This window comes from Mesorhizobium sp. RCAM 05099 (assembly GCF_059683685.1).
In genome coordinates this window covers 63188-87715 of record NZ_JCASJC010000002.1, presented here as the reverse complement: position 1 = coordinate 87715, position 24528 = coordinate 63188, and the positions used below count along the sequence as shown (strand labels likewise).

The 24528-nt window shown below is 59.1% G+C and carries 29 protein-coding genes and 3 pseudogenes; 13 read left to right on the top strand and 19 right to left on the bottom strand.

What is annotated here, in order from left to right:
- Positions 1-875 precede the first annotated feature (875 nt).
- Genes AC56QQ_RS35180 through copD form a run of 3 tightly spaced genes read left to right on the top strand, consistent with a single transcriptional unit; the run spans position 876 to position 2758 of the window.
- On the top strand, positions 876-1406 hold the full coding sequence (locus AC56QQ_RS35180) for a hypothetical protein (protein ID WP_497129595.1): 531 nt from the start codon (positions 876-878) through the stop codon (positions 1404-1406).
- A 60-nt stretch (positions 1407-1466) separates the two neighbouring features.
- Entirely contained in the window at positions 1467-1898 is a 432-nt protein-coding gene (gene copC / locus AC56QQ_RS35175; RefSeq protein ID WP_497129593.1) for a copper homeostasis periplasmic binding protein CopC, read from the top strand.
- Between the two features lie 2 nt (positions 1899-1900).
- A complete protein-coding gene (copD, locus tag AC56QQ_RS35170) occupies positions 1901-2758 on the top strand; it encodes a copper homeostasis membrane protein CopD (protein ID WP_497129591.1) in 858 nt (285 codons plus the stop codon).
- A 290-nt stretch (positions 2759-3048) separates the two neighbouring features.
- On the opposite strand, the gene AC56QQ_RS35165 is transcribed toward copD, so the two are convergent.
- Positions 3049-3171 (bottom strand): MucR family transcriptional regulator, encoded by a 123-nt coding sequence (locus AC56QQ_RS35165; protein ID WP_489863820.1) that lies wholly within the window; start codon positions 3169-3171, stop codon positions 3049-3051.
- A gap of 545 nt (positions 3172-3716) precedes the next feature.
- Between AC56QQ_RS35165 and AC56QQ_RS35160 the strand changes: the two genes are divergently transcribed.
- The 4 genes and pseudogenes from AC56QQ_RS35160 (at position 3717) to AC56QQ_RS35145 (ending at position 5808) form a co-directional block, all read left to right on the top strand.
- Positions 3717-3938, top strand: a complete 222-nt coding sequence (locus AC56QQ_RS35160; RefSeq protein WP_489863821.1) for a DUF768 domain-containing protein — start codon at positions 3717-3719, stop codon at positions 3936-3938.
- A 294-nt stretch (positions 3939-4232) separates the two neighbouring features.
- Positions 4233-4523, top strand: coding sequence for a hypothetical protein (locus AC56QQ_RS35155; protein ID WP_489863822.1), 291 nt, complete (start codon positions 4233-4235; stop codon positions 4521-4523).
- A gap of 369 nt (positions 4524-4892) precedes the next feature.
- Positions 4893-5093 carry a hypothetical protein gene (locus AC56QQ_RS35150; RefSeq protein ID WP_489863823.1) on the top strand — a complete coding sequence of 67 codons (201 nt, stop codon included), beginning with the start codon at positions 4893-4895 and terminating at the stop codon, positions 5091-5093.
- Positions 5094-5185: 92 nt separating this feature from the next.
- Positions 5186-5808: pseudogene (locus AC56QQ_RS35145) on the top strand (SOS response-associated peptidase).
- A 489-nt stretch (positions 5809-6297) separates the two neighbouring features.
- On the opposite strand, the gene AC56QQ_RS35140 reads toward AC56QQ_RS35145, so the two are convergent.
- From AC56QQ_RS35140 to AC56QQ_RS35125, 4 genes and pseudogenes are all read right to left on the bottom strand, one after another.
- On the bottom strand, positions 6298-6576 hold the full coding sequence (locus tag AC56QQ_RS35140) for a hypothetical protein (RefSeq protein WP_489863824.1): 279 nt from the start codon (positions 6574-6576) through the stop codon (positions 6298-6300).
- A gap of 38 nt (positions 6577-6614) precedes the next feature.
- On the bottom strand, positions 6615-6914 hold the full coding sequence (locus AC56QQ_RS35135; protein ID WP_489863825.1) for a hypothetical protein: 300 nt from the start codon (positions 6912-6914) through the stop codon (positions 6615-6617).
- A 712-nt stretch (positions 6915-7626) separates the two neighbouring features.
- Positions 7627-8184: a dihydrofolate reductase family protein gene (locus tag AC56QQ_RS35130; RefSeq protein ID WP_489863826.1), complete on the bottom strand. Its 558-nt coding sequence runs from the start codon at positions 8182-8184 to the stop codon at positions 7627-7629.
- Positions 8185-8310: 126 nt separating this feature from the next.
- Positions 8311-8593 (bottom strand): annotated as a pseudogene (locus tag AC56QQ_RS35125) (IS66 family transposase); the annotation flags it as partial.
- Positions 8594-9191: 598 nt separating this feature from the next.
- Here AC56QQ_RS35125 and AC56QQ_RS35120 point away from each other — a divergent pair.
- Together AC56QQ_RS35120 and AC56QQ_RS35115 are read left to right on the top strand one after the other, a co-directional pair.
- The gene (locus AC56QQ_RS35120; protein ID WP_489863912.1) at positions 9192-9416 is read left to right on the top strand and encodes an exopolysaccharide production repressor protein; all 225 of its coding nucleotides are present in this window, start codon (positions 9192-9194) and stop codon (positions 9414-9416) included.
- Position 9417: 1 nt separating this feature from the next.
- Positions 9418-9585, top strand: coding sequence for a hypothetical protein (locus tag AC56QQ_RS35115; protein ID WP_489863827.1), 168 nt, complete (start codon positions 9418-9420; stop codon positions 9583-9585).
- Here AC56QQ_RS35115 and AC56QQ_RS35110 read toward each other — a convergent pair.
- Positions 9508-9711, bottom strand: a complete 204-nt coding sequence (locus AC56QQ_RS35110; protein WP_497101099.1) for a hypothetical protein — start codon at positions 9709-9711, stop codon at positions 9508-9510. The genes AC56QQ_RS35115 and AC56QQ_RS35110 overlap by 78 nt on opposite strands.
- 506 nt (positions 9712-10217) lie before the next feature.
- Between AC56QQ_RS35110 and AC56QQ_RS35105 the strand changes: the two genes are divergently transcribed.
- Positions 10218-11365 (top strand): IS3-like element ISMlo4 family transposase gene (locus AC56QQ_RS35105; RefSeq protein WP_157866075.1). Its coding sequence is split into 2 segments (ribosomal slippage): positions 10218-10467 and positions 10467-11365, totalling 1149 coding nucleotides; the frame shifts between segments, so codons are not numbered across the junction.
- Between the two features lie 181 nt (positions 11366-11546).
- Here AC56QQ_RS35105 and AC56QQ_RS35100 read toward each other — a convergent pair.
- A complete protein-coding gene (locus AC56QQ_RS35100; RefSeq protein ID WP_497101092.1) occupies positions 11547-12302 on the bottom strand; it encodes a Crp/Fnr family transcriptional regulator in 756 nt (251 codons plus the stop codon).
- 343 nt (positions 12303-12645) lie between these two features.
- On the opposite strand from AC56QQ_RS35100, the gene AC56QQ_RS35095 reads away from it, so the two are divergent.
- On the top strand, positions 12646-12864 hold the full coding sequence (locus AC56QQ_RS35095) for a DUF768 domain-containing protein (protein WP_497129589.1): 219 nt from the start codon (positions 12646-12648) through the stop codon (positions 12862-12864).
- A 403-nt stretch (positions 12865-13267) separates the two neighbouring features.
- Here AC56QQ_RS35095 and AC56QQ_RS35090 read toward each other — a convergent pair whose 3' ends face one another.
- The 6 genes and pseudogenes from AC56QQ_RS35090 to xth form a co-directional block, all read right to left on the bottom strand.
- Positions 13268-14077, bottom strand: a complete 810-nt coding sequence (locus tag AC56QQ_RS35090) for a metallophosphoesterase family protein (protein ID WP_489863840.1) — start codon at positions 14075-14077, stop codon at positions 13268-13270.
- Between the two features lie 15 nt (positions 14078-14092).
- Positions 14093-15019, bottom strand: coding sequence for a diacylglycerol/lipid kinase family protein (locus AC56QQ_RS35085; protein ID WP_489863841.1), 927 nt, complete (start codon positions 15017-15019; stop codon positions 14093-14095).
- Positions 15016-15618: a phosphatase PAP2 family protein gene (locus AC56QQ_RS35080; protein WP_497129587.1), complete on the bottom strand. Its 603-nt coding sequence runs from the start codon at positions 15616-15618 to the stop codon at positions 15016-15018. Before AC56QQ_RS35080 ends, AC56QQ_RS35085 begins: the two co-directional genes overlap by 4 nt.
- Positions 15619-15968: 350 nt before the next feature.
- A complete protein-coding gene (locus AC56QQ_RS35075) occupies positions 15969-16664 on the bottom strand; it encodes a hypothetical protein (protein WP_489863843.1) in 696 nt (231 codons plus the stop codon).
- 103 nt (positions 16665-16767) lie between these two features.
- Positions 16768-17020, bottom strand: a pseudogene (locus AC56QQ_RS35070) (helix-turn-helix domain-containing protein).
- A gap of 488 nt (positions 17021-17508) precedes the next feature.
- Positions 17509-18285, bottom strand: a complete 777-nt coding sequence (xth, locus tag AC56QQ_RS35065; RefSeq protein WP_497129585.1) for an exodeoxyribonuclease III — start codon at positions 18283-18285, stop codon at positions 17509-17511.
- A gap of 375 nt (positions 18286-18660) precedes the next feature.
- On the opposite strand from xth, the gene AC56QQ_RS35060 reads away from it, so the two are divergent.
- Positions 18661-18975 (top strand): DUF982 domain-containing protein, encoded by a 315-nt coding sequence (locus AC56QQ_RS35060; protein WP_497129583.1) that lies wholly within the window; start codon positions 18661-18663, stop codon positions 18973-18975.
- Between the two features lie 531 nt (positions 18976-19506).
- Here the strand turns inward: AC56QQ_RS35060 and AC56QQ_RS35055 are convergent.
- The 6 genes from AC56QQ_RS35055 to AC56QQ_RS35030 form a co-directional block, all read right to left on the bottom strand.
- On the bottom strand, positions 19507-19758 hold the full coding sequence (locus tag AC56QQ_RS35055; protein WP_489863844.1) for a hypothetical protein: 252 nt from the start codon (positions 19756-19758) through the stop codon (positions 19507-19509).
- A gap of 1116 nt (positions 19759-20874) precedes the next feature.
- A complete protein-coding gene (locus AC56QQ_RS35050; protein ID WP_489863845.1) occupies positions 20875-21306 on the bottom strand; it encodes a type II toxin-antitoxin system VapC family toxin in 432 nt (143 codons plus the stop codon).
- A complete protein-coding gene (locus AC56QQ_RS35045; protein ID WP_120017150.1) occupies positions 21306-21605 on the bottom strand; it encodes a hypothetical protein in 300 nt (99 codons plus the stop codon). Before AC56QQ_RS35045 ends, AC56QQ_RS35050 begins: the two co-directional genes overlap by 1 nt.
- A gap of 391 nt (positions 21606-21996) precedes the next feature.
- Positions 21997-23144, bottom strand: a protein-coding gene (locus AC56QQ_RS35040; protein WP_157866075.1) for an IS3-like element ISMlo4 family transposase whose coding sequence is annotated in 2 segments (ribosomal slippage) — positions 21997-22895 and positions 22895-23144 — 1149 coding nt in all. Because the reading frame shifts where the segments join, the coding sequence is not laid out codon by codon here.
- Complete coding sequence (locus tag AC56QQ_RS35035) at positions 23099-23818, bottom strand: Crp/Fnr family transcriptional regulator (RefSeq protein ID WP_497129581.1); 720 nt, start codon at positions 23816-23818, stop codon at positions 23099-23101. The genes AC56QQ_RS35040 and AC56QQ_RS35035 overlap by 46 nt, the downstream gene beginning before the upstream one ends.
- 59 nt (positions 23819-23877) lie before the next feature.
- Positions 23878-24123: a hypothetical protein gene (locus AC56QQ_RS35030; protein WP_489863848.1), complete on the bottom strand. Its 246-nt coding sequence runs from the start codon at positions 24121-24123 to the stop codon at positions 23878-23880.
- A gap of 131 nt (positions 24124-24254) precedes the next feature.
- Between AC56QQ_RS35030 and AC56QQ_RS35025 the strand changes: the two genes are divergently transcribed.
- On the top strand, positions 24255-24476 hold the full coding sequence (locus AC56QQ_RS35025) for a DUF768 domain-containing protein (protein ID WP_489863849.1): 222 nt from the start codon (positions 24255-24257) through the stop codon (positions 24474-24476).
- Positions 24477-24528: the final 52 nt, after the last annotated feature.

Genomic DNA, 24528 nt, shown 5'->3' with positions numbered 1-24528 from the left:
CACCGCGTTAGAGAGCCCAACTCACGTAGGTGGCCAGCGTTCCAGCAATCCAAGAATGGTGGCGACGCCAAGGGCAACGCGTCGATCGATCGCAAGGAGCTGGGCGGCAATTCTCTTTATGAGGCCGCAACTAACAAGATTAGCTACCAAGGTCGACGGTGTCATTGGAATCACCCCCGAACCTTGGATCGCCGCCGCTGCATCCGTCGCCAATACTTCCTACACGGCGAACCGGCCTCAAAGGTCGAGACTAACCTGCAGGAGGCAGTCACACCATTCGCCTCCTCGGAAGGGCACACTCCACCCATGGCCGCAAGCCGTCGTTGTACGGTTCTACAATTCGCGATCGACTGGGGTTCATGGAAGCTTTTCGAACTTTCTTGGTCGCGCCTCAGCCCGAATTGCGGTTGCTCATGGACAAGGCGACGCACTCGCACTGAGGACGGGCCTTACTCCGTGTCCGACACGTCGCCGCCCACAAGGAGCGTCGTGGGCTCCGTATTCGCCAAGGGAGGGATTAGCATCACGCGACCACTCAATGACGCCGGCATTCGGCCCTAAGGGGAAACTCGTTTGCGCCTGGCCGAATTTACGCGCCCATGAACCTCGGCCGGCCCGGAAACCACCGTCTCGGATTGGGGTGGGAAGCCGTCATCGCCTGGACGCCATCGATGGCATATACGCGCCAAGAGCGGCCATTCCGGAGATCAGTTTCGGGCCAGAACCCGGCCACACATCCGTAGGTGACCCAACGTAATATTAGGAGTATCTTGTGCTCGGCGCGTTCCAGATCCTAGGGTAGCAGCCAACTCCAAGAGCGGGAGCTGACCGTTGTGACGCGCAGGTCCACCCTGACGCTCGCGAGGGAGTAAGCAATGCGCATACTTTCAAGCCGTGTGTTTTTGGCAGCTATTGCCGTGGCTTGGGCATCCGCCGCGGCTGCGGCCGACAAAACCGATGAGCAACTGATCGAGAATGCAATTTCGGCAGCACCGGAGGCCGTCGGCAAAAATGCCGCCGTCGTGAACTGGGAGATGAAGACGCTAAGAAAGGGCACGAACGGCTTCACTTGCATCCCGGACGACCCTGGTACTCCCACCGACGACCCCATGTGCACAGATGAGAACGGAATGGCTTGGATGCACGCGATCATGTCCAAGAAAGAGCCGCCGGAAGGCAAGGTCGCTTTCGCCTATATGCTGAAGGGGGGCGATGCGGCCAGCAATGCCGACCCCTATGCGCCCAGGCCGCCGGCAGACGGCAAATGGGTACACGATGGTCCCCACGTCATGGTCATGAACGCCCCGACCATAATGGCCTTGTATCCTCACGAACCGGACCAGACACAGCCTTATGTAATGTTCCCCGACACCCCCTATGCGCACCTCATGATTCCGGTCAAGTAGACCAGGCAAGACCTGTCGCTTGGCGCGGCGGCAGGTCACTCTCGTGGACGGGAGATTTGATTGTACAAGCTCGCGGCCATGGCGCAGGCAGTCGTGTTTGTTGCATGCGCGGCCACTAACAAGCTCGCATTGAACCGGACTATCCGACTGGTCACCGCTCTTGCTCTGTCGGAGCTGGCTATCCCCGGCCAGGCGCTTGCGCATGCTCGTTTGGTCGAGGCTACTCCAAAGGCCGATAGCACCATCGCCGCTCCGCCGGCTGAGATTCGGCTGCGCTTTAGCGAACATATTGAGGCTCGATTCTCGGGCATCGATCTGTCGGGGCCGGATGGTGCGAAGGTGACCACGGGGGAGATCGCGGTGCAGGATAACGACATGGTGACGCCTGTATCGAGGTCCCTTGCGCCAGGTATTTATCAAGTTGGTTGGCACGTGCTGTCACCAGATGGGCACAAAATGAAGGGTAATTTCAAATTTGAAGTAAGACCGTAGAAATGGACGTGGATGGGAGTCTGGCCTTTGCCCGTTGGGTCTACTTCCTCTCAGCGATGATCTTGTTCGGGTCGGCGCTTTTCCCTTTCTATGCGCTGAACGGGACCGACTCGCCCGCGCCTAGGCCCCTACCCCGTAACTTCTATCCTGCCCTCGCGCTTGCGGCTTTAATCTTCGCGGCAATTTGGCTCCTGTGCTTTACGGCAGGGCTCTCTGGACGCGAAGGAATGGTTGAGACCTTGCGCGGCGTTCTCATGGAAACCGACTTCGGAACTGTTTGGTTAGTTCGGCTTTCGCTCGTTCTCCTGCTGCTGGTGATGAGTTTCTCATGGCGGCCCGAATTGATCGTTGGGCCGGCTTTCCTGCTACTGGCTTGCGAGGGCTGGCAGGGCCACGCGGCGGCGTATGGCTTCATAGGCTCATTGACTCAAGCTCTCCACGTTGCAAGTGCCGGGGCATGGATCGGTGGACTCCTGCCCCTCAGTCGCCTAATCGCGGCAGCGCAGCGGCATCCATCCCAAGTCGCAGTCGCGGAGATCGTGCTGTGGCGATTCTCCCGCTTTGGTATGGCGGCAGTTGCGCTTATTGTTGTAACGGGCGCTATGAACACTTGGCGGATCCTTGGCGGGTTTCCCGATGCGAGCAGCAGCTACGATTGGGTTCTCCTGCTCAAGTTCAGCTTATTCGTCGCAATGGTCGGTTTGGCGGTCTACAATCGATACGCCCTCGTTAGTCGCATGAAGTCTGCTCCGGCCAAGAGCTTGCAAACGTTGTCTCGCAACGTAGCGCTGGAGCAAGTCATTGGGTTTGGCGTGCTTCTGGACGTAAGCGTACTGGGGCTTATGGATCCGTACGCGTGACGCGCTGGCGACGCAACTATCGGCCGGGCCCTCCTTGACTTTGCGCACCCCGTGCTAAGCGGTCCACGGGCCAGCTAAGAAGAATAGGGGACGTTCCTCTTCAATACGAACCAGTAGTTCCGTTGAATGCCAGTCTCGGGGTTCTTGTCGCCCGGAGTTGGACTGGGCTCCGCGAAGCTCGTCACGGGCACCACACCAAGATCTCGCCTTTGCCGACGCAACTCGACGTTGTTGAATTTACAATCAGGCCTTCTTTCCGCTTGATTGCCCTTTCTTCGGCGGCATTTTCGTTATCGCCTTTCGGCCAAGGCCAATGATTTTTCAAGGGCCGACCGCTGAGCAGCATAGCTGGGAGCCACCATGGGATAATCCTGCGGCAAACTCAACTTGGCTCTGTAATGGTCGGGCGTCATGCCCTGCGGATCGGGCGACCGGCAAGTATGTCGGCTCGGCCTTCATCAATTACAACCGCGCGATCGGTGAGCGCCTGTGGAAGCGTGTCCAGGAGCATGCCGGCCCGGCACCCAAGGGGATGAAACGACCGGCAACGCAGTGGGTCAAGCCGGGTCTGATCGGCCGCGTGAAACACTTGCGCGGCGAGGAAGATTTGCGGCACGCTTCGCTGCAGGATTTTCGCGACGAGAGCTAGATCGAAAAACTAACCCGAAACACGGGGTCGAGTTACCGTGTGCTCGTAGCTAAATTCTGACACCGACCTTTTGCCTTCGTCCACAACCCTAAACCAGTGTTCCTGCAACGCTCGTGTCGAGACCTTCCTTCCAGTGACCTTCTGAAGGGCGGCCTCTGGGCTGTCGCCGGTAGCTATGTGGGATCCCACAAGCTGGTCGTTCCGTATCTCGTCGATGTAATAAGTCGGCATTGGTGACCCTCCAGCTAGGGAACCTGTGGGCCGCCAAGTTGTTCCGGAACAAAGTAGCGCATTTGCACTTATGGCTGAATGAGCACACGCGGAACCGACTTTTTGTACAAATGGATAGGCGCCAACCTGCCTAAGACCGCGAGCAACGATATGCTGTCAGTTGCGGACCTCACCCAAAAACTTTTCGCCGACGCCAAGGCGATAGGCATCTCAAGCGCAGAGATTGAGGAAGACATCGGGAGCGCTTATGAGACAATCATGGACGCGATTGTGCACCACGATGCTGGAGTCGCCGACTGACGAGAGGACCGACAGCTAGGGTATTTCCTAAAAGCCCACCCGAGGCCAAATGTGCAGTGACCAGTAGATGGAACGAGTTTTCGTCTCCTTGGCAGCGAGGGCTACAGCATGCGCGATCTGTTCTTTGGGGAACCTGTGATCATTGAGGCGTCAATGCCTGGAGCCTTTCGCACAATCGTCAGCGTGGCTGAGGCAGCGATTTTATGATGGAGAGATGGCCCGCCGAGCATGGGACACTCTACGGCGCTGCTGCAAGCTTGCACAGGTCAAATCACTACGTCAGAGGAAATAGAGATGGCCCGCCAGGCCTTTCTCGCCGCGGCGCAAGAAGCCGGCCTGATGGTTTTGCAGTCCGAACCAAGGTCAAAAAAGGCAGCGCATCGAACACCGTCAAACCTGGACCGTACGGGGGAGGGGAAGCGGAAGAACCAAGCGCGGATGGAGGAAGAGGAGGACTTTCTTGTGCGGTTCCTCGCGCGCGAGACGGGAATTACCGAGGCGCAGGCTGGAGACCTTGTAAATACGATTGGCGACGACCGCTCAACGCTGCTCCGCGAGGCCAGGGCACTAAAGGGGCAACATTAGCCAGATGAGCGCACGCGGAATCAACTTCCTCGACCGATGGATCGCCAACAACGTCCCCGAGACGACAAGGGCGGATATCATCTCCGTCGAGGAGCTGACACAAAACTGATCGCCGACGCCAAGGTGCTCGGCATACAGTGGGAAGAGATCGACGATGAGGTCGACAGCCTTTACCGCACCGTCCTCGAGTCCGTAGTGCACTTCGACGCCGGCATTCCCAAGTGACGCCCAAGGGGGGCGAATCGATCTGCGAATTGACTCGCAAGTTTCGAATTTAAGCATACCGTGAATTGTCGCCCGCCTCTAACGGCAAACGGGCGCTTGGAAGTCAACTCAGGTGCTCCCGCCCAACATACGCCGGAGGTTCCTATGGCCCAAGCTGATTTGCTCGATGCCGATCATATTTCCGCCTTCGATTGCGATGTCATTCGCAATACCTTCAGAACGTGGGTGCTCGAAGAGAATATCCCCGAGGACCGCTGGCGGAGTAGCGCGGAACAGATGATCCGAGAATTTACCGGCGTTCCCGGGGTGGACCCCGAATTGCTGGTTTGGATAGTGCGGAAGTAGCACCTCGACTGACCCAGCACCCGTACACGCCTTGACATGTTCCTAGTCTGTTCCCATTTTGGCCTTCCCAACGTCAAAATGCCGGGTGCGATATGTGCGGATGCGCCTTTGTAAAATCGCCCATCCTCGACATGGTGCGGCGCTTCGAATCCGCCCATCCCGGCGACATCGAGCGCATGGGAAATGGCTTTCCGATCTGGAACGGCGCGCCAAGTCTCATGTACCCGATCATCGTTCGTGAAGAGCAAGGCCGGGTTCCTGTCGGCCAAGTGGGGCCGTTCCCGGCTGGGCTCGGGAGGGCGGCGGCCGGCCGCCACCGGTGAACGCGCGCTGCGAGACCATCGCCTCCAATGGCCTGTTCCGCAAGGCCTACGCCTCACGCTGCCTGGTGCCGGTCGACGGCTATTTCGAATGGCAGAAGCTCAACCATCGGGCAAGAAGAAACAGCCTTATGCAATCGCCATGAAGTCTGCCGAGCCTTTCGCCATGGCCGGCATATGGGAAGAGTATGCCAATAAGGCGACAGGTGAACTTGTGGGCACATTCGCCATCGTAACCTGCGAGCCGAACGAGCTGATCGCCACCATCCATGCCCTATCCATCCGAGTTGATGAAGATGTGGCCGATCGACAGCAAGGTGAGGAAACCTGCCATTAACACGCCCGACATCATCGACGAGATCGGCCTCGGGCCAACCGACCTGTTCGACGTCTGATCCTTCACGGTCATTCCTGACTACGAAGGGCAGCAGAGGGGGCACACTCGCGGCTGGAGGCGGACGGGTCGAAAGCGCCAGCATGATGATCCAAGCGCTCCAGACATTTCTCGACCGCGTGGATGGTAAACCGCCTGCCCGCCAAGAAGCAAAGCGAACTGAACGCGCCAATCGAGAGACTTAGGCAACGGCCCAGCGGCTTGGTTGCTAGGGGGGTACTGGCAGCGCAAGGCCCCTGGGCCTGACCAGCGAGCCTTCTAGACGGGGGCCCGTCCGGCTGGCCAAACATACACCTAAGCTAATAGATAGGCGACTTATCAATAGGGACGATGAAGCACCAAAAGGTGGAACACGGGCCCGGCACAACCTACATCGTCAGCGTCTTCGACAAGCCGCATTGGCGCCATGCTGACCCACCAAGCGAGTCACAAGAAAAAAGGCCGTCCGAGTGAATGCAGATGGGGCGGCCTCCTCATAACACAGCAGAGCTTAGTAGGCCTTCTTGTGGGCGGCCTTCTTCGCGGTGTGCTTCTTGTGCTTCACCGGGCACTTGTGCTTCTTGGTCACCTTGCAGGCCTTGGTGACGTGCTTTTTGTGCTTTTTGACATGTTTCTTCGTCATGGCATCCGACCCCGGCGCGGATGCAGTTGTGGTCGCCGCTGCGGGCGCCTGCTTCGTGGCGGCGTCGGCAGTGGTGGCGCTGAGAACCGGCATTGAGACGGCGAGCGCGAACGCAAGACTGAGTGCGGAGAGAAGGGACTTTTTCATGGCGTCATTTCCTTCTTATGCGGGTCGGAATTTGAGTGTCACTGATCTGGGTCGATCGGTGTAACTCCAAGTAGCTTCAGAGCGTTTGCTAGCATCCGAATTCCCTGTGCCTGCTTCTTGTTGGCGCAGAACCGGTTTCCCTTTTTCTGAAGTGCTTTTGCCGCGGTGACCTGCGTTGCCGTGGCGTGGGTTTCGAGGGCTTCGTCAACTTGGCGGCTGAGATTGCTGCAACGCTCCGCCCTGGTGATCGCCACCTTTGCATCGGATACCCCAACCACGGCCGTGACGAGCGAAATGCCGAGCAACGCACCCATCAAGCTGATCGAGATCCTTTGCATCGCTTGTCGCAAACCCGAGCAAGTGCTGCAGTGCTGCAGCCGATGAACTGACCCTCCAGTCAATTATGCGCTCGATTGATTTCTGGAGTCTTTCTGGCGTGTTTCTGGATTGTGTCTGAGTGGCCGCGCGCAAGCGTTGCCGCCTCAAGGGCATGCTTGGACGAAAGGGGCGGTACCGACTTGACCGAAGCGATAATATGACCCCACGACCAGACCGATGAGGAACCCGAGCGGCCCGGTTATGAAGCAGCGGCTCTACCTTGGACGGCCGAAAGCGAAGCGCCGTCTACCACGCGGCACGGCCTTCGACGCTGCACGACAGGCTGGCGAAGAAGCCCGACCAGGTCGACCATGCGGCAGATCGGGTTGAACGGGCAGCTGCCGCTTTGGTCGAGGCCACCCGCTCGCTCGATCCATGCGGCCGCGCTGCTATAGGCTGACGTCATCCTGCTGATCCCGCTGCCACGGAGTGTAAGAAAAACCGATCTGCGGTTTCGTTGGGGGTACCCATCCGGTGAGCACCGCGGCGCCTATGTCCCGTTAGCGGACAGGACGAAGTTCCAGGCGGGGTGGGAGGCCGCCATTGCCCACAAGGCCTAGGCCTGATCACCCGAGCTCCCATGGCGAAGCAGCGGGTATGCCGTGCTGCGCGGCGAGAAGGCTTCCTATGACCCCCAGGCTCGCGAGTTGGGCGCGAAGAGGCTGCGCTAGGTCAGCGGGCGCGCCGGTAATGCATGGCGACCGCGCCGCTGCGAAGCGGCTTGGCCGAGATCAGCTCGAGCCGTCGCGTGCTGGGCAGCCCGCTCTGGTAGAGGGTCGGGCCGTGGCCCGCGATCCTGGGGTGCACGAGGAGCTTGTACTCGTCGACTAGGTCCAGCCGGTCCAGCTCGGTCGCGAGCTTACCGCTACCGAGGAGCACGCCGGCCGGGGTCGCGTCCTTGAGCCTCTGCACGCCCGTGCGCAGGTCGCCGTCGATGTGGTGGCTGTTGGTCCACGGGAAGGCCTTTCGCGTCGATGAAACTACGTACTTCGGCTTGGCCTCCAGCTTGACCGCCCACTCGCGTATCGCTGGCGGCGCCTCCTCATCGCCGCGGGCGACTGTCGGCCTGTAACTCTCCATCATCTCGTAGGTGACGCGACCCCACAGCATTGCTCCGCTCTCATCCATAAGGCGGGTGAAGACGGCGTGCGTCTCGTCGTCGGCAATTCCCTCCTGGTGGTCGACGCAGCCGTCCAGGGTGACGTTGATGCTGAAGGTCAATAGTCCCATGCGGCGAGTCTAAGCCATACAATGGAGAAGATGAAGGCCGATTGCTCGCGGTTACTGTTGAACTTCCGCAATGGGTCGGCACACGAAGTAAGGCCCGTGCCGACTTGCGGACGTTACCGTAGAGCGCTAAGCAGCCTGCGCTGACTCGGCGCCCGACCGCCAGTTCCACGGCAGCAGCTCATCGATTTGCTGGGGGGTGCTCAGCGATACGGGCCAGGACGTCAGCCCAAGCCTCAGGATCGACGTCATCGAGCTTTGCGGTTGACGACAGGCTGTAGAGGCTCGCCGCGCGCTGGCCGCCGCGATCCGAACCGCAGAACAGCCAGGACTTGCGACCCAAGGCCACGCCCCGCAGCGCGCGCTCGGCGGCGTTGTTGCTCAGGCAGATGCGCCCATCGTCGAGGAAGCGCAAGCGGGCAGCTGAGGCCGTTCAGCTCTGGTAATTCCAGGGCATGAGGGCGCCGATATTGCTGTTTGGCCAGCCATCGGCGATGCGCTCGACGGCTGGGGAGGCGGTGTTCTTTACCGTAATTCCCGACTACGAAAGCCAGCAGAGGGACCGAAATCGCGACTGGAAGCCGACCTTTGACCGACGGCAAAACCGGGATTGACGGAACATTAGCCGTCTCTGAAAGTTTGCGCGTGGCGGCAGGCGGTGCCCTCCATCGCCTGCTGAAGATCGGGGGCAACCCTGATCGGCCCGCGCTCTCCGCCAGAGGCGCGGGCTTTTACCTGGCAAGGGGCGCGATGAGCGACAGTCAACCACAAGCTACATCGTCGTCGTCTTCGACAAGCCGCACTGACGGACGATAGACACCGCTTTGCAGAGGTGTCCCATAATGGGTCGTGGTGGCTGGCATCGCTATTGCACTGTTCAGCAATGCCGGGGCATCTCTCACCCGGCAATCGGGGCAAACGAGGGGCCCCGCCGCTTCGCAAATTGAGCGGCGGCCATCGTCAACGGGGGCCGGGCAACAACCGTGTTTTTTCCGCAATTCCTAGTGGGGATGTTCACCACTTCGGCCGTAGTGGCGATCTGGACTTACCTTGCAACGGGTTCGTTCTGGAGGGCGCTGGCCTGGACTTTCCTAACTTTGATCATATTGCAGGTTGGATATCTGCTGTTCGCGTTCGTGCTTTTCTATAGGTCCGCTACGAAGAGAACCGAAGAAAAACCGGAACCTGTTCAGCCCATTCGTCGAGACACCGGTGTTTCACAGGGCGGCCGATAAAATGACCGACAAGCCGACCACGACCATTGTCAGCGCCTTCGACAAGCCGCACTGGCGGATGATCCTGACTGCGATACGGACTTGGCCGAATTTAGCCAGCGGGGGCCAACGGCGCCATCGCGGGAGCTATGACGATCTGGACTTCCAGGTGGTTCATCTCGCAGGTTGAAAGGTTCATCTCGGCGTCAAGATCGACTGTCGCAGAAGCGTCCCCTTTGAAGACCACATTATCCGAAGACCGACACGCCATGGTCACGACTGCTTTTGCAGATGCGGTTTCCTCACCGACCGTTATCTCAACTTTCTCAATATTCGCCCCGCCAAACTTGTCGACGCCGACTGTTCCGATCCCTGTTTCCGACGCCGCATATCTTGGGTTTCTGCGCTGACTAGAGCGCTATTACAGCGCAACAGGACGAGGTGTCATTCGCATCGCGACCACGAGCTGGCAGATAAGAATCGTAAGACTGCGCTCTTAGCCGTCGCCTCGAACGATAGGATTTGTTGCGGGTTGCGCTATAGCCTCACGATCGCAGGAAGCTTTAGTCGCATCCTCTGGCGCTCCGCAAACGCCAGGGCGAAGGTTTCCAGCGTGAATGAGTAGGTGCGTTCTTCGTCGTCCTCCACTACCCCCACGAACCATTGGTCTTGGCCCTCAAATACTTCAATTCGGGTTCCCAGAAGGCCGCCGTAGCTCTCAAGATAATCGCGCTTATAGCTCAGGGGATAAGGCACCGCTTTGGCCTGCTGCCGGTTTCGTGGACACCGAGATAAGGTGTTTAACGGAACTGGAGAGTGGGAATGCAGAGAAGGAAGTTCAGCCGCGAGTTCAAGCTTGAGGCGGTGAGATTGATCGAGGATCGGGGCGTTGCGGTGGCCCAGGCTGCCCGCGACCTCGATGTCCACGAGAATGTGCTGCGCAAATGGGTGCGCGAGCTATCGGCCGATCCGCAGCGTGCGTTTCCCGGTCATGGGCAGATGAAGCCGGAGCAGCAGGAGATTGACCGGCTGCGTAAGGAAGTCGCGAAGCTGAAGGCGGAGCGCGACATCCTAAAAAAGGCCGCAGCCTACTTCGCGAGGGAAGTGACATGAGGTTCGCTTTCATCGCGAGGCACCGGAACATCTGGCCGGTGGCATGGCTGTGCAGTGCGCTGGATGTGTCCCGCTCGGGCTTCCATGCCTGGCTCAACCGCAGCCCTAGCGTTCGCTCCCAGCATGACGAGATCCTCGTTTCCAGGATCGACCGAAGCTTCAAGAGCAGCGACCGCACCTACGGCGCGCGTCGGGTCTGGCACGACGTTCTGGCAGAGGGGCTTTCCTGCGGACTGCATCGCATCGAACGCCTCATGCGGGAGAACGGCCTCCGGGCACGTCCACGCCGGCGCGGACTGCCGAAGGATACCGGCGAGCGAGCCGCCGTGTCGGACAACCTCCTCGATCGCGCCTTCGAGGCATCGGCCCCGAACCAGAAGTGGGTCGCCGACTTCACCTATATCTGGACTGCGGAAGGATGGATCTACGTTGCCGCCGTCGTCGATCTGTTCTCCCGCCGTGTCGTCGGCTGGGCGATGAAGGCCGAGATGACCGCGCAGCTCGTCACCGACGCTCTCATCATGGCGATCTGGAGGAGAGGCAAGCCCGACAGCCTGCTGCACCACTCCGACCAGGGATCGCAATATACGAGCGAGCAGTTCCAGCGACTGATGGCCGACCACGGCATCACCTGCTCGATGAGCCGGTCGGGCAACGTCTGGGACAACGCTGCGATGGAGAGCTTTTTCTCGTCGCTCAAGACCGAGCGGACAGCCCGCAAGGTCTACAGGACGAGAGATGATGCGAGGGCGGATGTGTTCGATTACATCGAGCGCTTCTATAACCCTCGGCGAAGGCACTCGACGCTGGGCTATCTGAGCCCCGTGGAGTTCGAGGAACAAGCTATGTTAGCTTAACCTCGTGTCCGAAAAACCGGCAGCAGGCCACAGTGCCTCCCCAACCGTCGGCAGCTAGCTACTTGGATCCGCCAAGTGCCTTCAGCTTTTCGCAGAACTTTGCGTGCGGCTTGCTCATCGCGCGAGGCGAAATTGCGCCATGCTTCGGTGCAGGATTTCTGGGAGGAATGAACGGAGACGACTAACGGCCAGCCGCTGGCGATAGATCCAAATAGCGCGCGTCTCGCAGGTTCAAATAACCGGGTTCAAAGTCTGCAGCCTCGCTCAAAGCGTCCCAGTTCAAAATGACCAGCCGCCCGTCTTTGTGCTCTAAAAGACGGTCCGCGCGGAGTTTCTTCAATATGCGATTTACGTGAACTATACTCGCCCCGACGGTCTCGCCGATCTGCATTTGAGTTAGTGGTAAGGGATAAGAATTGTCCCTGACCAGCCCCATGACGTTCATGCGAGCGTAAAGCTCACAGGCCAAGTGGGCTAGCCTGCCCAACGCATCATGCCCCCCCAAGACCTTTACCCAGGCGCGCGCGACCGCTGCATCTACTAAGCTTTCCCGCCAAAATAGATTTCCGAGGCGAGGTGATTTGCGGAGAACCTCAAGAAGGTCGCGGTGTGCAATCAGGGCAACCTTGCTTTGCCCGATCGAGGCGAGTGTGTGATCCATGGTTCTAAGATGCAGGCCCTGGAGATCAGGTATATCGCCGGGGACATGAATTGAGAGGGTTTGCAGATTGCCGTTGCTCAAAATGCTATACCGTCGCAGGAGTCCCTCAACCACCAAGCAACAATGGCTTGGCTCGTTGCCTTCAACCGCAATCTGCTGACCGGGCGTAAGCTCCTTACCTACAAGCTGCATAGCTTCGACGCTCTCGCGTTCATCTGAGGTAAGGCGACCCAAGCTTTCGAGCTTTCGGATTAGCGGTGTTTTCAGATCGGACATCGCTGATTCTTTAGCACTTTGTAATAATCAGACAACCGAGCCTTGCCGCTCTCGCCGACGAATCTTCGCCTGCCACTTCCCTCAATAACAAATGATGGAGGCTCCGAAAAATATCTCCGGGAACCATTTTGTCCGTCAACCTTTTTTGGCCCGTCGGACCAAAGGAGGCTGCCTTGAAACGTCGAGTAGATCGCGAAAAGATTGAGAGAGCCGATCGGGAAAGCAGGCTCGTGCTTGATGCCGAACGGCAGGCCAGGGAAGCCAAGACCGCTCGATTGCGGGAGCAAAGGCTTCACGGCAACAGTCGTGGGGAACCAAGGCCGGCGGTTGAGCTTCAGTCTGAATGAGCACACGCGGCATAAACTTCCTCGGCCGATGGATCGCCAACAACGTCCCCGCGACGACCAAGGCGGATGTCATCTGCATTGACGAGCTGACGCACAAGCTGATCGCCGACGCCAAGGCGCTCGGCATCAAGCGGGAAGAGATCGACGAAGAGGTCGACAGCCTCTACCGCACCATCCTCGACGCCATCGTGCGTTACGAACCTGGGCCCGAATAAGTCTTGCCGACGCAGATTGATTCAGCAGCCGCTATTCTCTTTATGACCGTCAGGCATTGTCGTGGCGCAAAGCGTCGCCTCGGCCAACTGTGTTGCGTCCAAATTCATCGCTTCGACCTCAGCCCCGACAGGCACGGCACTCGGGCCGAACGATGTCAATGAGCGCAAGCGGTTGGCTCCGCCACGCCTGCCCGAAGGGTGCTGCTCTGCATCCCACTCAGCATGCACGCTGGGGCCGCAGTCGAAGTCGTATTGAGCGTCACAAGGACGCCGCAAAGATTGTCAGCGCTATGACATCTCGCAAGTCGGTCGGAAATTGTACGCGAGCCTTCTCAGGGCTGGGGCAGCGACATTAGCGCGGTGTCTCCCTTGCGGATGAGTAAGACGCTGTTCCTGATCACCTTCACGCAGCTTCCCACCCGCCTGGACCGTGCCGAAAGGAATAACTGGCTGAGATTTCGAACCCGGCCCGCGAAGGCTGCCAGGCTCGACATTCGACGGAGATCCTTGGGTGCTCGATGCGAATGATGTTAAAGGAATTTGCAGCGTGGCGAAGCCGCGATGAAACCGCCGTTCCCGCTTGAATGAGCAGCGCCGCATAGCCGTCGATAAGGTAACGCCTTGCGCTCGAGCCGGTGCGGTGAAGATGCTGGTGGCCAGACAATATGACGTCTACGCCGCTGCGTGAGAAGGCATCCATTGCCAGATCCGCGCGGCCAACGATGCCTTCGTCGCTTTCCAAATCCAGCCCTTCAAAAGGATGATGAGTGACCACTACCCGGGTAATGTCATCGGACATATGTGAGAACTTCTCTGTCGCCGCCTCGAGCTGGCGGACATTGATCCTGCCATCCTTGATTGTCAGGGATCGTGCCGTGTTGATCCCGACGACAGCGACTTCACTGTCGGCATAGAACGGCTCGGTGTCCGCCTCAATGTAGCGCTTGTAACGCGATAGAGGCCTCCATGCGCGCGCGAGGACATTCCAGAGCGGCACATCGTGATTGCCGGGCACGACGATGCGGGGGCCAGGAAGGGAATCAAGGAAGGCCCGCGCCTGCAGGAATTCGTCTTTCCGGGCGCGCTGCGTCAGATCCCCCGATACGACGAGCAAATCAGAGTCGACGGCGCGAACCGCGGCCGCGATCGCTACCACAAGCTGGCTCTCTGTTCTTCCGAAGTGCAAATCCGAAAGGTGCACGAGGGTTTTCACCGAGGTTCTCCGCTTTCAGCCACGGCCACCGGTTCTGGTCATTTTGGCAGGTGCAAGGACTTGCAAGGCCGCTGGTCGAATCTGAAAGTTCAGGGGCATGTCGATACTGACGGCTTCGCCGTCCAGAGAAACCAGCATGGCGTGGCGATGCGATGTGATCTGGAGTGAACTGGCCCGATAGATTTCAAGATCTCGGGTGGAGTCGATCATGCCGAACGCGATTTTGAACGGAAGCAATGCCAGTCCAAACCAGGACTGCTGCTTGACGACGTAAACGCACAGCTCTTTTGACGACAGGCTGCGGCGGCGGCCAAGATCGGCGATGTCGTAGAAATTGTTGCCAACAAACACACAGGGCGTCCGCAGTCTTTCGCGGGTGCCCTGAGCAGCGACGTGGACAGCCTGCCACGAGGCGGATCTCAACGTTCTCATGAGAGCGGGTCCGATGGCGGCAAGCTTGCCGAACCCGCGGCGCCGCTGCTCGACTGAACGCTTTGCAACAAAAAAGGGATAGATCCCAATCGATGAGTTGTTAAGAAAGACGCGGCCGTTGACCTCGGCGACATCGACGGCCAGGGGCTTACCTGTCGCGATTGTATCGATCGCCGCCGTGAGGTCGAGCGGCACACCTAAATCCTTGGCAAAGTGGTTTAATGTGCCGAGCGGAAGGACACCGAGCAACAGATCAGTCCCCACCAGCGCCGAGGCCGCGCTGCTGATGGTGCCGTCGCCACCGCCCACGACCAATATTGATCCACGGCCGGACCTCGACTTGTTTTCGCCAACGAAGCGCCGAGCGAGCTCTCCAACCTCTCGTCCCTCCACCAATCGCACATCCGCCTCAATGCCACGTTCGGCGAACCCATCCCGTACGGCTCTCTCTATGTCGCCGTTGCGTGCCGCAGCGCCGGCATTTTTGTTGATGAGGGCCAGAACCTTCAAGTTCCCAGCCCCCGTTTTGGCCTTTCCTGGAACCATAACGCGACGGTCCAACACAGGATCGCCCAACCAGAACCAATGCACCATCCGGCCAAGACATCCGTGGGGTAGTGGACCGCGAGATAGACCCGGCTTATCCCAACGGCTACCGTCAGAAACACCGCGATCGACATGAAAAACGCTTTAAGACGCCGCTCCTGGTTTGCATGTGAAAGGAGTGCGCCCACGGTCAGGAACGCGATCGCTGAAAGCATTGCATGTCCACTCGGGAAGCTTGCCGTGAATACTCGCGTGACATGAGGGATCTCCGGCCTAGGCCGATTGAAGCTCAGCTTGAGGATTGTGCCGAGCAGTTCGCCGCCAACCACCGCCACCGCCATCCAGATGGCGAGAGCCCGCTTGTGGATCAGAAGAAGATAGACAACTCCTGTCAGCAACACGAAGCCAAGAAACACCAAGCTGCCGACTGAGGTCACATCCCCGGCGGCTTCCTGAAGCCATGGCGGACCGATCGGATAGGCCGGATCGGCTGCGCGAAGAGCCGACATAATGGCAAGGTCAAATTCGGTCGTGTCGCCTTCCAGGACGTCCTCGGCGAGCACCCCGAAGCCGATAACGAGGCATGCTACGAGCAACCCCGCAACAAGCCTGTTTTTGACTTGCGCGGACGCACCGCCACCAGTACGACCCGGCGGGCGAGGCCCGTAACTCCTTGGGGGCCCGCGCTCGGTATTTGGGACTGGTTCGTTCAAGCGCAGGACCTCAATCCATATTGTACACAACGGCTTCGCATGAACCGGGTTCCCCAATCATCAGTGCGGCCTCGCCCCGGTCCATGCGGTATGGCCGACCGGCTGCATGGAGCTGACGTCAAGATTGCGGCTCCGGACGCACCCGGCATCAACAATGATGACCAGCGCCTCCGTCATCGGAAGCACGGCACGGAGACATTCTACGATAACGGCGAGCGCAATTGGCAAAGCACCGCTCCGGCACCGTAATCAGGCACTCCGACGATCGCCCCATGCATCGCCATCGCCACCTGATCATCGAGAACGCCGGCGACGACTAATATCGGTGCTTGGGCCCGACTCTGAGGCCGGGTCGGGACCAAAGGGATAGGGCGTTCTCCTTTTGAAGGAATCGCAAACCGTGATGAGGCGCCATAAAGATTGCCTTCGTACAGTGAGGAGCAGTCTCCATGTTCTTTGAACCGCTCACCTTGGACGGGCGAAAGCGAAGCGCCGTCTACCACGCAGCACGGCTTTCGACGCTGCACGACAGGCTGGCGAAGAAGCTCGACCAGGTTGACCATGCGGCAGATCGGGTTGAACAGGCAGCGGTCGTTTTGGTCGAGGCCACCCGCTTGCTCGATCCATGTGGCCGCGGTGCGATAGGCTGACGTCGTGCTGCGCTGCCTCCTGGCCGCTGGCCCTGTCCAGATCGCAGCCAAGCTCGCGCCGAACCGCGTCGTGAAACTCGCGCAGCTCGCGGTTAATTGTGTTTTCCATCGAAGCCGACGCGCTGCATTTGCCCACCCAATATTGCAACCATTTGCCTCAATCAGCCAGCACCGATAGTCCAATCTTCCGGATTCGGAGACGGCATGTTCGAGCGGTGTATGGAGCGACCGATCGGTGGTCTGCATTTCTTGGCCGACCACTTTTTGAGCTCGATCACTGTGGCTCAGCGAGAAGCAACGCGCGCTTGGCTATTGCCGTGCAGCGGCATGTGAGCCGGCCGCCGAGCCATCAGAACAGGTCCTCGATTTCGGTAGCGCTGCTTTTGCTGCGCGGGCGAACGACCAGTTCAAGGTCCAGGGCCGAGAGAGCGGCCATCAACGTACTGACCTGCACCGCTGACGCCAGCTTCAAGGCGAGACACCGTAGCCTGACGCAGATGGATTTGACTGCCAAGCGTCTCTTGCGTGAGGTCGGCCTGCCTGCGGGCGCGACGCAGGATGGCGCCGAGTTGCTTTTCGTGGCGTGCGATCTGGCTGGTCATAGTAATCCCTCCAGAGGCTGGTACACGCATTCGCGTATGATTTCTCAATATACGCGATCGGGTATAATATGGGATTATACGCGAATGCGCATAGGCGCCCGATATACGCATTCACGTATGGCGCCAGCCTACTGAAATTCCAGACCCTGCCGCTCTCGGCCCGCAAGCCGGCATTGGTCACCGTCCTTCTCGTATATTTGCCAGGCTACGACGCTTCGATAAGCCTGTTGCAGCAGCCCGGGACTCGGTCCGGTTTCGGTTGCAGAGGCCGGGCAGGTCGTGACCGTCATTGATGCACCGCGCCGCGAGGGATGAGTCCGGTCCTGACAGCAGGAAGGGGCGGTCCTGATAGCAGGATCCTGCTGCGGGAGGCTCCAATTCAAGCCTATACACGCAGTGGTCCTCGTCCCGCTCGAAGATGGCCTGAACCGCTGGCCCCTTCGTCGACACCGCCTCTGGTGCACGTCAGCGGCCGAGTGGCGATTCCTTTAGTCAAGTTTGATCCAGGCTGGGGCGTGGTCGCTTGGCTTTTCCCACCCGCGCACCTCAACGTCGACGCCGGCGTCGCGTAGTCTATCCGACAGCGAAGGGCTCACGAGAAGATGATCCATCCGGAGGCCGGAATTTCGATCGTAACCACCGCGGAAGGAGAAGTTCCAGTAGGTATAGATGCCCTTCTCCGGATGGATGTGCCGGAGCGCATCGATCCAACCATTGTCAAGCATTGCGGCATAGGCGTCCCGACTCTCGGGGAAGAAGACAGCGTCTCCTTGCCATCGCTCCGGCTGCACAGCATCGATCGGGGTTGGGACGACATTGTAATCACCGCACAGAACGCTCGACATACCATCTCTGAGCAACTGCCGGCCATAGTTGCCCAAACGATCGAACCACCGGAGCTTGTAGTCGAACTTTGGACCAGGCGCTGGGTTGCCGTTGGGCAAATAGAGGCAGCCAACAATGAGCCCGTTCACTTCGGCCTCGATGTAGCGGCTGTGAGTATCGTCCGGGTCTCCAGGCAGGCCACGCCGACGTTCCACCGGGTCCATTCCCCGCGTGAGAATCGCCACGCCGTTGTAAGACTTCTGCCCGTGCCAGATCGCGCCGTAACCTGCCGTCCTTATTGCATCAGCGGGAAATTTCTCGTCGGATGTCTTCAACTCCTGAAGGCAAACGATGTCATAATTGGTTTGGCTCAGCCACTTCAGGAGCACGGGCAACCTCCCGTTGACACCGTTGACGTTGAAGGTTGCGATGCTGGGCATTTAGGACCTCAAAGGCATCTGCCAATCAACCATGCCCGAGCAATCCAACCGTCGAGCTGGCATCAACTTGCGCCCAATCGCGCCTTTCGGCGCTGGGCGTGGAAACTCCCGTTCCATGCAATGTGCAAGACACCATTGCGTTCCATGGGCGGTGCATGCCCTTCCATTGCCAGGCACCTCTTGAACCAAAAAGAGGCCTTTCCAATCTCTTCTATGTCGAGCGCCGCTTCGCAATGTCGGGTCGATTGGATGGAACGATCTGTTCTGAACGCTGTGTCCGATCCGCTGCCGTGGCGTTCGTCCAAGTTCGTCGACTTGCTGGAAACGACATCCTCGCCAGGTGGCGTGAGGTAGGGTTTTTGAAGGGAGGTCACCATGGAAGATGGAATGTTCAAGCACGCGATTTTCGTACGAGACGATGGCTTCGCTCTCCGAAGGATCGGTTGTGTCATGGATGCGATAGAGTTTCTGGAGGAATGGCCTGTCGAAAGGCGCGGCCTGCTTCACGCAGCGGCGAGTGATACCTGCTACTCCGCATATGATGGTCGAAAGTCCGTCGATGCGGCGCACAAGACATTTACGACTTGGGCACGCAGGGTCGGTGTGATCGAGGATGTTCCCGTGGCGCCGCCGTGGATGACGGGGCCTGAGATTAGCGGGGCAGGCCATCCTACGGAATTTGACCGCTGATTTCGCTTGCGGCGGCAAATCGTACCGCCGCATCGATCGACGCGTCACCGGTGCCACGGGGAGGAGGAAATTCGACCGCGACCCTGGGCGATCTTGGACATTTGCGATATCGACGGGAAGCAGCACATCGCCAGCTTAGCGAGCTGCCAACTCGTCGGCAATTTGCCCATCGCCTCCTGTGCAGCGATGCCCGAGACAGAAGCAGCGTGGGGCGGTTGACGAGGCTTGACCAGCGGAGACTACGCTTGCCGTTTATTGGCTTGATTATGATTGTCGTCATCATGGCATGTTTCGCGCTCTTGTTTGCGAAACTGGTCCGCCAGGGCGGCCTTCACTATCGGCCAAAGGTCGTCTTCGCGGTCTTTCAGGAACGAGGACTCGAAACCTGGCACACCTGCGACGGGCCTCGCCAACTCTGATGCGAACGACACCCAGCTGTTGGGGCGAGGGGGCGCAAATCTGCGAGGACCCTCTAGACCTTAAACGGCGCGCTCTGGATCGTCGAAATGTCGTGGCGATCCATGCATCTGATCAATTGCCGACGCCCGGATGCACCTGGGCCTGATCTGCCAGGTCGCCTTCGTCATCGGGCTCGATCAGGTCGATTAGCGCTGCTATCCGTGTTCCCGGCAATGGTCGTCCCTGGCTCATCAGCGCCTCATCACCAAAGGCCCAGGCCGAAGCCTCTCTCAAGTCCTCGAGCGAGGCACCGGACGCGATTATCTGCGCAATCGTCACGTCGTCTATAGATCCGAGGACCGAGACGACGTCTTGGCGTGTCATAGTCATTCCCTTCCTCCGTGTTCGACATATCCGCGAAGTAGATGGGCATTCAATGGAGCGCTTGCCACTAGGCAGAAGACCTTCGCGAAGCCGCCATACCGATCCCTCTTGACGGTGCAGAAATCAATTCCCAACTCGTGCTTGTCGGTCGCCGCGTAAGGGCCGGTGTGTCGGGGAGCGCCACGCTTCTTGGCGTTCCCTCGTACCTATGTTGCTCCAAGGAGGATGTAGTTATGAGAGCGAACCTGGACTTTTCCTTCTTCAACCTGCTCGAAAACGCCAACGTGGCGCAGAATGCGGACAGCTGGCCGCCCTGAGTCTGTGCCATTGTTGGTGCGGCCTGTCATGTGCCGATGGCCATGATGCTGTTCGCGCGTCTTAGGTTCCGATCGGAAGCTCGCACTTGAAGTGCACTGCCCCAGTGGGTTCTCCTGATCTGGCGGTTTCAACCTGCTTTGTGGATTAGCTCCTGTCCGCCCTTTCCAACTTCGTCGGCGATCGCGCGCCTTGTTTCGTTCTATGCGACGACTGGCTCCCTGTAGCGCTCGCCGCCGGTCATCAACGCCCAGGCGTGCATCGTGGCCGGGTGTCGCACCCGGGCGGCTTGCGTGGCCAGCTGTGAGACATGTAGGACCCCGACGTGGGCGGCATAAGGCGAAAAGGCGGACCCGGGGGACACGGGTCCGCCTTTGCTTGCCGAGCTGCTTCGGGGGGAAGACGGGTTTTCGGCAAACAATCCGATAGCAAGATCAGCATGGGTTGAAATGTGCTGGGCTTCGGAAGACTGGATAGTGAGCGCGTCTCGCCTTGCATTCAATTCGCCCGATAGGTGTAATCCGATAGAGGGGGCGCAGGCCAACGTATCTGCCGGCGACAACAGCTGGCCCTGACCTCTTATCAACACCAGACACCCGGGCGAGGGGGTGCCGTTTGAGGGCTCCTGGTTCTCCAAAGTGCAGCGTTCTAATGGAACCTGGTTGGAGACGAGCCAGGCGCTATCGTCGCGCGTGCCGATTTATTCCGAGCGTTGCGGCTCGTTCCGCATATATAACGGTTCCCAGCAGCAAGCCGACCCGGCCGTCGACCCAACTGACGACGGGGATGGTGTTACTTCCGTTAGGCGCTGTTGTCCCGGATCGGGTTAACGATCTTGATATCGAAGAAGTCTTTTTCGTTGTCGGTCACAACGACGCAGTCGTTGGCTTCAGCAACAGCAGCAATGATCGTATCGAGTGCGCTTCGAGGGCGGCCCTTTGCTCGACTGCCGGCCATCAGGCGCGCCCAGATCAGTCCGGCTTTCTCGTCGAACGATAGGACCCGCCCTGCAAAAAGCATCTGTGGACCTTCCGGACCGGAGAACCACTTTTCCAGTTCGTTCCGCCGTTTTCCCGAAGGCCTCTCAAGCACACCGCGGCGAATTTCGGCGACTGTGAGTGAGGCGATGAACATGTCATCGTCGTTTTGATCAGCCATCCACGCGAGCAGGGGCTCCGATGGTGTCGGTTTGGTGATGTTGCTGATGATGTTCGTATCAAGCAGATATCGCATCAAATCTCCACCTTGCGTCCTTCTTCGCGAGAACGGCTAAGGTCGAGATCGGCCCCGACGAGCGGGGAGCGACGTAGCGCGGCAAGGATGCCACCTTTCTTCGGCGGCTCGCCGGCGATGGTCTGGCTGACAGCCGCACGAAGGCGCGAGGCATCGGGGCCTTCTTCTGCCAGCCGGCGAGCCAATGACCGGATGAGGTCGCGATCAACGTCACGACCAAGCACCTCAAAGCGCGTCAGGCCACGCTCACTAAGGCGAGATCGATAATTTTGGATGGCGCGTTTTTGCGAGATGCCCACTGAACCCTCCGACTATGCCCGGTAATATAGCCGGAAAATAGTGTCTCAGCAAGACGCGGCCATCAGGGTGCGGCGTCGTTCCGGCCTTATGGAGGACGTCGCCGCATGTCGTTTGAACAATCTGGCGAGCATAAATTGCGGGCCGGACGCATGAGATCTACGGATCGAGATGGCTAACTGTCGGCTGCTGGTGTTAGATCTAAATGGAGCGGATCTCGCAGGTTTAGATAGCTGGGATCGAAGTCTGCCGCCTCGCTTAAGCCGTCCCAGTTCATAATAACTAGCCGCCCTTCTTTGTGCTCTAAAAAGCGGTCAGCGCGCAGCTTCTTCAAAATACGATTTACGTGAACAGTGCTCGCCCTGGCCTGCTGCCGGTTTTTCGGACACGAGGTTAAGCTAACATAGCTTGTTCCTCGAACTCCACGGGGCTCAGATAGCCCAGCGTCGAGTGCCTTCGCCGAGGGTTATAGAAGCGCTCGATGTAATCGAACACATCCGCCCTCGCATCATCTCTCGTCCTGTAGACCTTGCGGGCTGTCCGCTCGGTCTTGAGCGACGAGAAAAAGCTCTCCATCGCAGCGTTGTCCCAGACGTTGCCCGACCGGCTCATCGAGCAGGTGATGCCGTGGTCGGCCATCAGTCGCTGGAACTGCTCGCTCGTATATTGCGATCCCTGGTCGGAGTGGTGCAGCAGGCTGTCGGGCTTGCCTCTCCTCCAGATCGCCATGATGAGAGCGTCGGTGACGAGCTGCGCGGTCATCTCGGCCTTCATCGCCCAGCCGACGACACGGCGGGAGAACAGATCGACGACGGCGGCAACGTAGATCCATCCTTCCGCAGTCCAGATATAGGTGAAGTCGGCGACCCACTTCTGGTTCGGGGCCGATGCCTCGAAGGCGCGATCGAGGAGGTTGTCCGACACGGCGGCTCGCTCGCCGGTATCCTTCGGCAGTCCGCGCCGGCGTGGACGTGCCCGGAGGCCGTTCTCCCGCATGAGGCGTTCGATGCGATGCAGTCCGCAGGAAAGCCCCTCTGCCAGAACGTCGTGCCAGACCCGACGCGCGCCGTAGGTGCGGTCGCTGCTCTTGAAGCTTCGGTCGATCCTGGAAACGAGGATCTCGTCATGCTGGGAGCGAACGCTAGGGCTGCGGTTGAGCCAGGCATGGAAGCCCGAGCGGGACACATCCAGCGCACTGCACAGCCATGCCACCGGCCAGATGTTCCGGTGCCTCGCGATGAAAGCGAACCTCATGTCACTTCCCTCGCGAAGTAGGCTGCGGCCTTTTTTAGGATGTCGCGCTCCGCCTTCAGCTTCGCGACTTCCTTACGCAGCCGGTCAATCTCCTGCTGCTCCGGCTTCATCTGCCCATGACCGGGAAACGCACGCTGCGGATCGGCCGATAGCTCGCGCACCCATTTGCGCAGCACATTCTCGTGGACATCGAGGTCGCGGGCAGCCTGGGCCACCGCAACGCCCCGATCCTCGATCAATCTCACCGCCTCAAGCTTGAACTCGCGGCTGAACTTCCTTCTCTGCATTCCCACTCTCCAGTTCCGTTAAACACCTTATCTCGGTGTCCACGAAACCGGCAGCAGGCCACCCCGATGGTCTCGCCGAGCTGAACCTGAGTTAGTGGCAAGGGATAAGCATTGTCCCTTACCAGCCCCATAACCTCCATGCGCACATAAAGCTCACAGGCGAGGTGGGCGAACCTGCCTAACGCATCATGGCCCCCCAACACCTTGACCCACGCGCGCGCAACGGCTGCATCAACCAAACTTTCGCGCCAAAATAGATTTGCCAAGCGAGGTGATTTACGCAGAACCTCGAGGATGTTGCGGTGTGCAATGAGGGCAACCTTGCTTCTAGCGATCGACGCGAGCGTGTGGTCCATGATTCTAAGGTGCAGGCCTTGAAGATCGGGTATATCGCCGGGGATGTGAATTGAGAGTGTTTGCACAGTGCCGTTGCTCAAAGTGCTGTACCGCCGCAAGAGCCCTTCAATCACCAGGCAGCAGTGGCCTGGTTCGTTGCCTTCCACCGCAACCTCCTCACCGGGCCTCAACGCCTTACCTACAAGGGGCATAGCTTCGACGCTCTCGCGCTCATCTGATGAAAGTCGACCAAGGCTTTCGAGCTTGCGGATTAGCGGCGCTGTCAAACTAGACATCTTGACCTTTAGTAATCGTCCGTTTGTTAGTCGACTGATCATCTCGTCCTGCCAAATGCCTGCCGGTGGTGTCGACTCGGCAAATTCAACGGCGCGCGCACCTATAGCGGTTTGCCGGCGCGCATCATGGCCCGCGCGATCGCCAGCTGCGCTTCCGTCTTGGCGTTCTCCTTCTGGGTCATGTTGTCGGCGGCAATGAGCCGCCTCAGTGATCGCTGAATTTCACCTCGCGTCCAGCCAACTTCCAACATGCAATCGACGATTGCCTGAAAGCCGGGCTCCATGGCCTCCTGGCAGTCGACGTCGCGGTCGAGGTATTCGCCCTGTCGCCTAGGCGGATTGATCATTTCGCCTCCTTCAACTGTTTGGCGAAGCCGAACGGGGCGCCTTCCCGCAATCCATAAACTCGCAAGTGCGATTTTCGATCCGCCCAGAAGGCCGCGCCGGAACCGAAACGCATTCGCGAGCTTGTCGCCAGATGAGCGCACGCGGCATCAATTTCCTCGGTCAATGGATCGCCAACAATGTCCCCGAGACGACGAAGGTGGATGTCATCTCAGTCGACGAACTCACGCACAAGCTCATCGCGGACGCCAAGGCGCTCGGCATCAAGCGGGAAGAAATCGACGAAGAGGTCGACAGTCTTTACCGCACCATCCTCGAGTCGATAGTGCACTTCGACGCCGGCACTCCGGAGTGACGCGGCCAAGACTTGACTCGTTCTTGCTGCGTTCCCATTTTGGTCCTCCCTG

Excerpts from the sequence above, each read along its gene's own strand:
- AC56QQ_RS35180 (WP_497129595.1), top strand. The coding sequence starts at position 876 with ATGCGCATACTTTCAAGCCGTGTGTTTTTGGCAGCTATTGCCGTGGCT.
- copD (WP_497129591.1), top strand. The coding sequence starts at position 1,901 with ATGGACGTGGATGGGAGTCTGGCCTTTGCCCGTTGGGTCTACTTCCTC.
- AC56QQ_RS35165 (WP_489863820.1), bottom strand. The coding sequence starts at position 3,171 with ATGACGCCCGACCATTACAGAGCCAAGTTGAGTTTGCCGCAGGATTAT.
- AC56QQ_RS35160 (WP_489863821.1), top strand. The coding sequence starts at position 3,717 with ATGAGCACACGCGGAACCGACTTTTTGTACAAATGGATAGGCGCCAAC.
- AC56QQ_RS35155 (WP_489863822.1), top strand. The coding sequence starts at position 4,233 with ATGGCCCGCCAGGCCTTTCTCGCCGCGGCGCAAGAAGCCGGCCTGATG.
- AC56QQ_RS35150 (WP_489863823.1), top strand. The coding sequence starts at position 4,893 with ATGGCCCAAGCTGATTTGCTCGATGCCGATCATATTTCCGCCTTCGAT.
- AC56QQ_RS35140 (WP_489863824.1), bottom strand. The coding sequence starts at position 6,576 with ATGAAAAAGTCCCTTCTCTCCGCACTCAGTCTTGCGTTCGCGCTCGCC.
- AC56QQ_RS35135 (WP_489863825.1), bottom strand. The coding sequence starts at position 6,914 with ATGCAAAGGATCTCGATCAGCTTGATGGGTGCGTTGCTCGGCATTTCG.
- AC56QQ_RS35130 (WP_489863826.1), bottom strand. The coding sequence starts at position 8,184 with ATGGGACTATTGACCTTCAGCATCAACGTCACCCTGGACGGCTGCGTC.
- AC56QQ_RS35120 (WP_489863912.1), top strand. The coding sequence starts at position 9,192 with ATGTTCACCACTTCGGCCGTAGTGGCGATCTGGACTTACCTTGCAACG.
- AC56QQ_RS35115 (WP_489863827.1), top strand. The coding sequence starts at position 9,418 with ATGACCGACAAGCCGACCACGACCATTGTCAGCGCCTTCGACAAGCCG.
- AC56QQ_RS35100 (WP_497101092.1), bottom strand. The coding sequence starts at position 12,302 with ATGTCCGATCTGAAAACACCGCTAATCCGAAAGCTCGAAAGCTTGGGT.
- AC56QQ_RS35095 (WP_497129589.1), top strand. The coding sequence starts at position 12,646 with ATGAGCACACGCGGCATAAACTTCCTCGGCCGATGGATCGCCAACAAC.
- AC56QQ_RS35075 (WP_489863843.1), bottom strand. The coding sequence starts at position 16,664 with ATGCAGACCACCGATCGGTCGCTCCATACACCGCTCGAACATGCCGTC.
- xth (WP_497129585.1), bottom strand. The coding sequence starts at position 18,285 with ATGCCCAGCATCGCAACCTTCAACGTCAACGGTGTCAACGGGAGGTTG.
- AC56QQ_RS35060 (WP_497129583.1), top strand. The coding sequence starts at position 18,661 with ATGGAAGATGGAATGTTCAAGCACGCGATTTTCGTACGAGACGATGGC.
- AC56QQ_RS35055 (WP_489863844.1), bottom strand. The coding sequence starts at position 19,758 with ATGACACGCCAAGACGTCGTCTCGGTCCTCGGATCTATAGACGACGTG.
- AC56QQ_RS35050 (WP_489863845.1), bottom strand. The coding sequence starts at position 21,306 with ATGCGATATCTGCTTGATACGAACATCATCAGCAACATCACCAAACCG.
- AC56QQ_RS35035 (WP_497129581.1), bottom strand. The coding sequence starts at position 23,818 with ATGATCAGTCGACTAACAAACGGACGATTACTAAAGGTCAAGATGTCT.
- AC56QQ_RS35030 (WP_489863848.1), bottom strand. The coding sequence starts at position 24,123 with ATGATCAATCCGCCTAGGCGACAGGGCGAATACCTCGACCGCGACGTC.
- AC56QQ_RS35025 (WP_489863849.1), top strand. The coding sequence starts at position 24,255 with ATGAGCGCACGCGGCATCAATTTCCTCGGTCAATGGATCGCCAACAAT.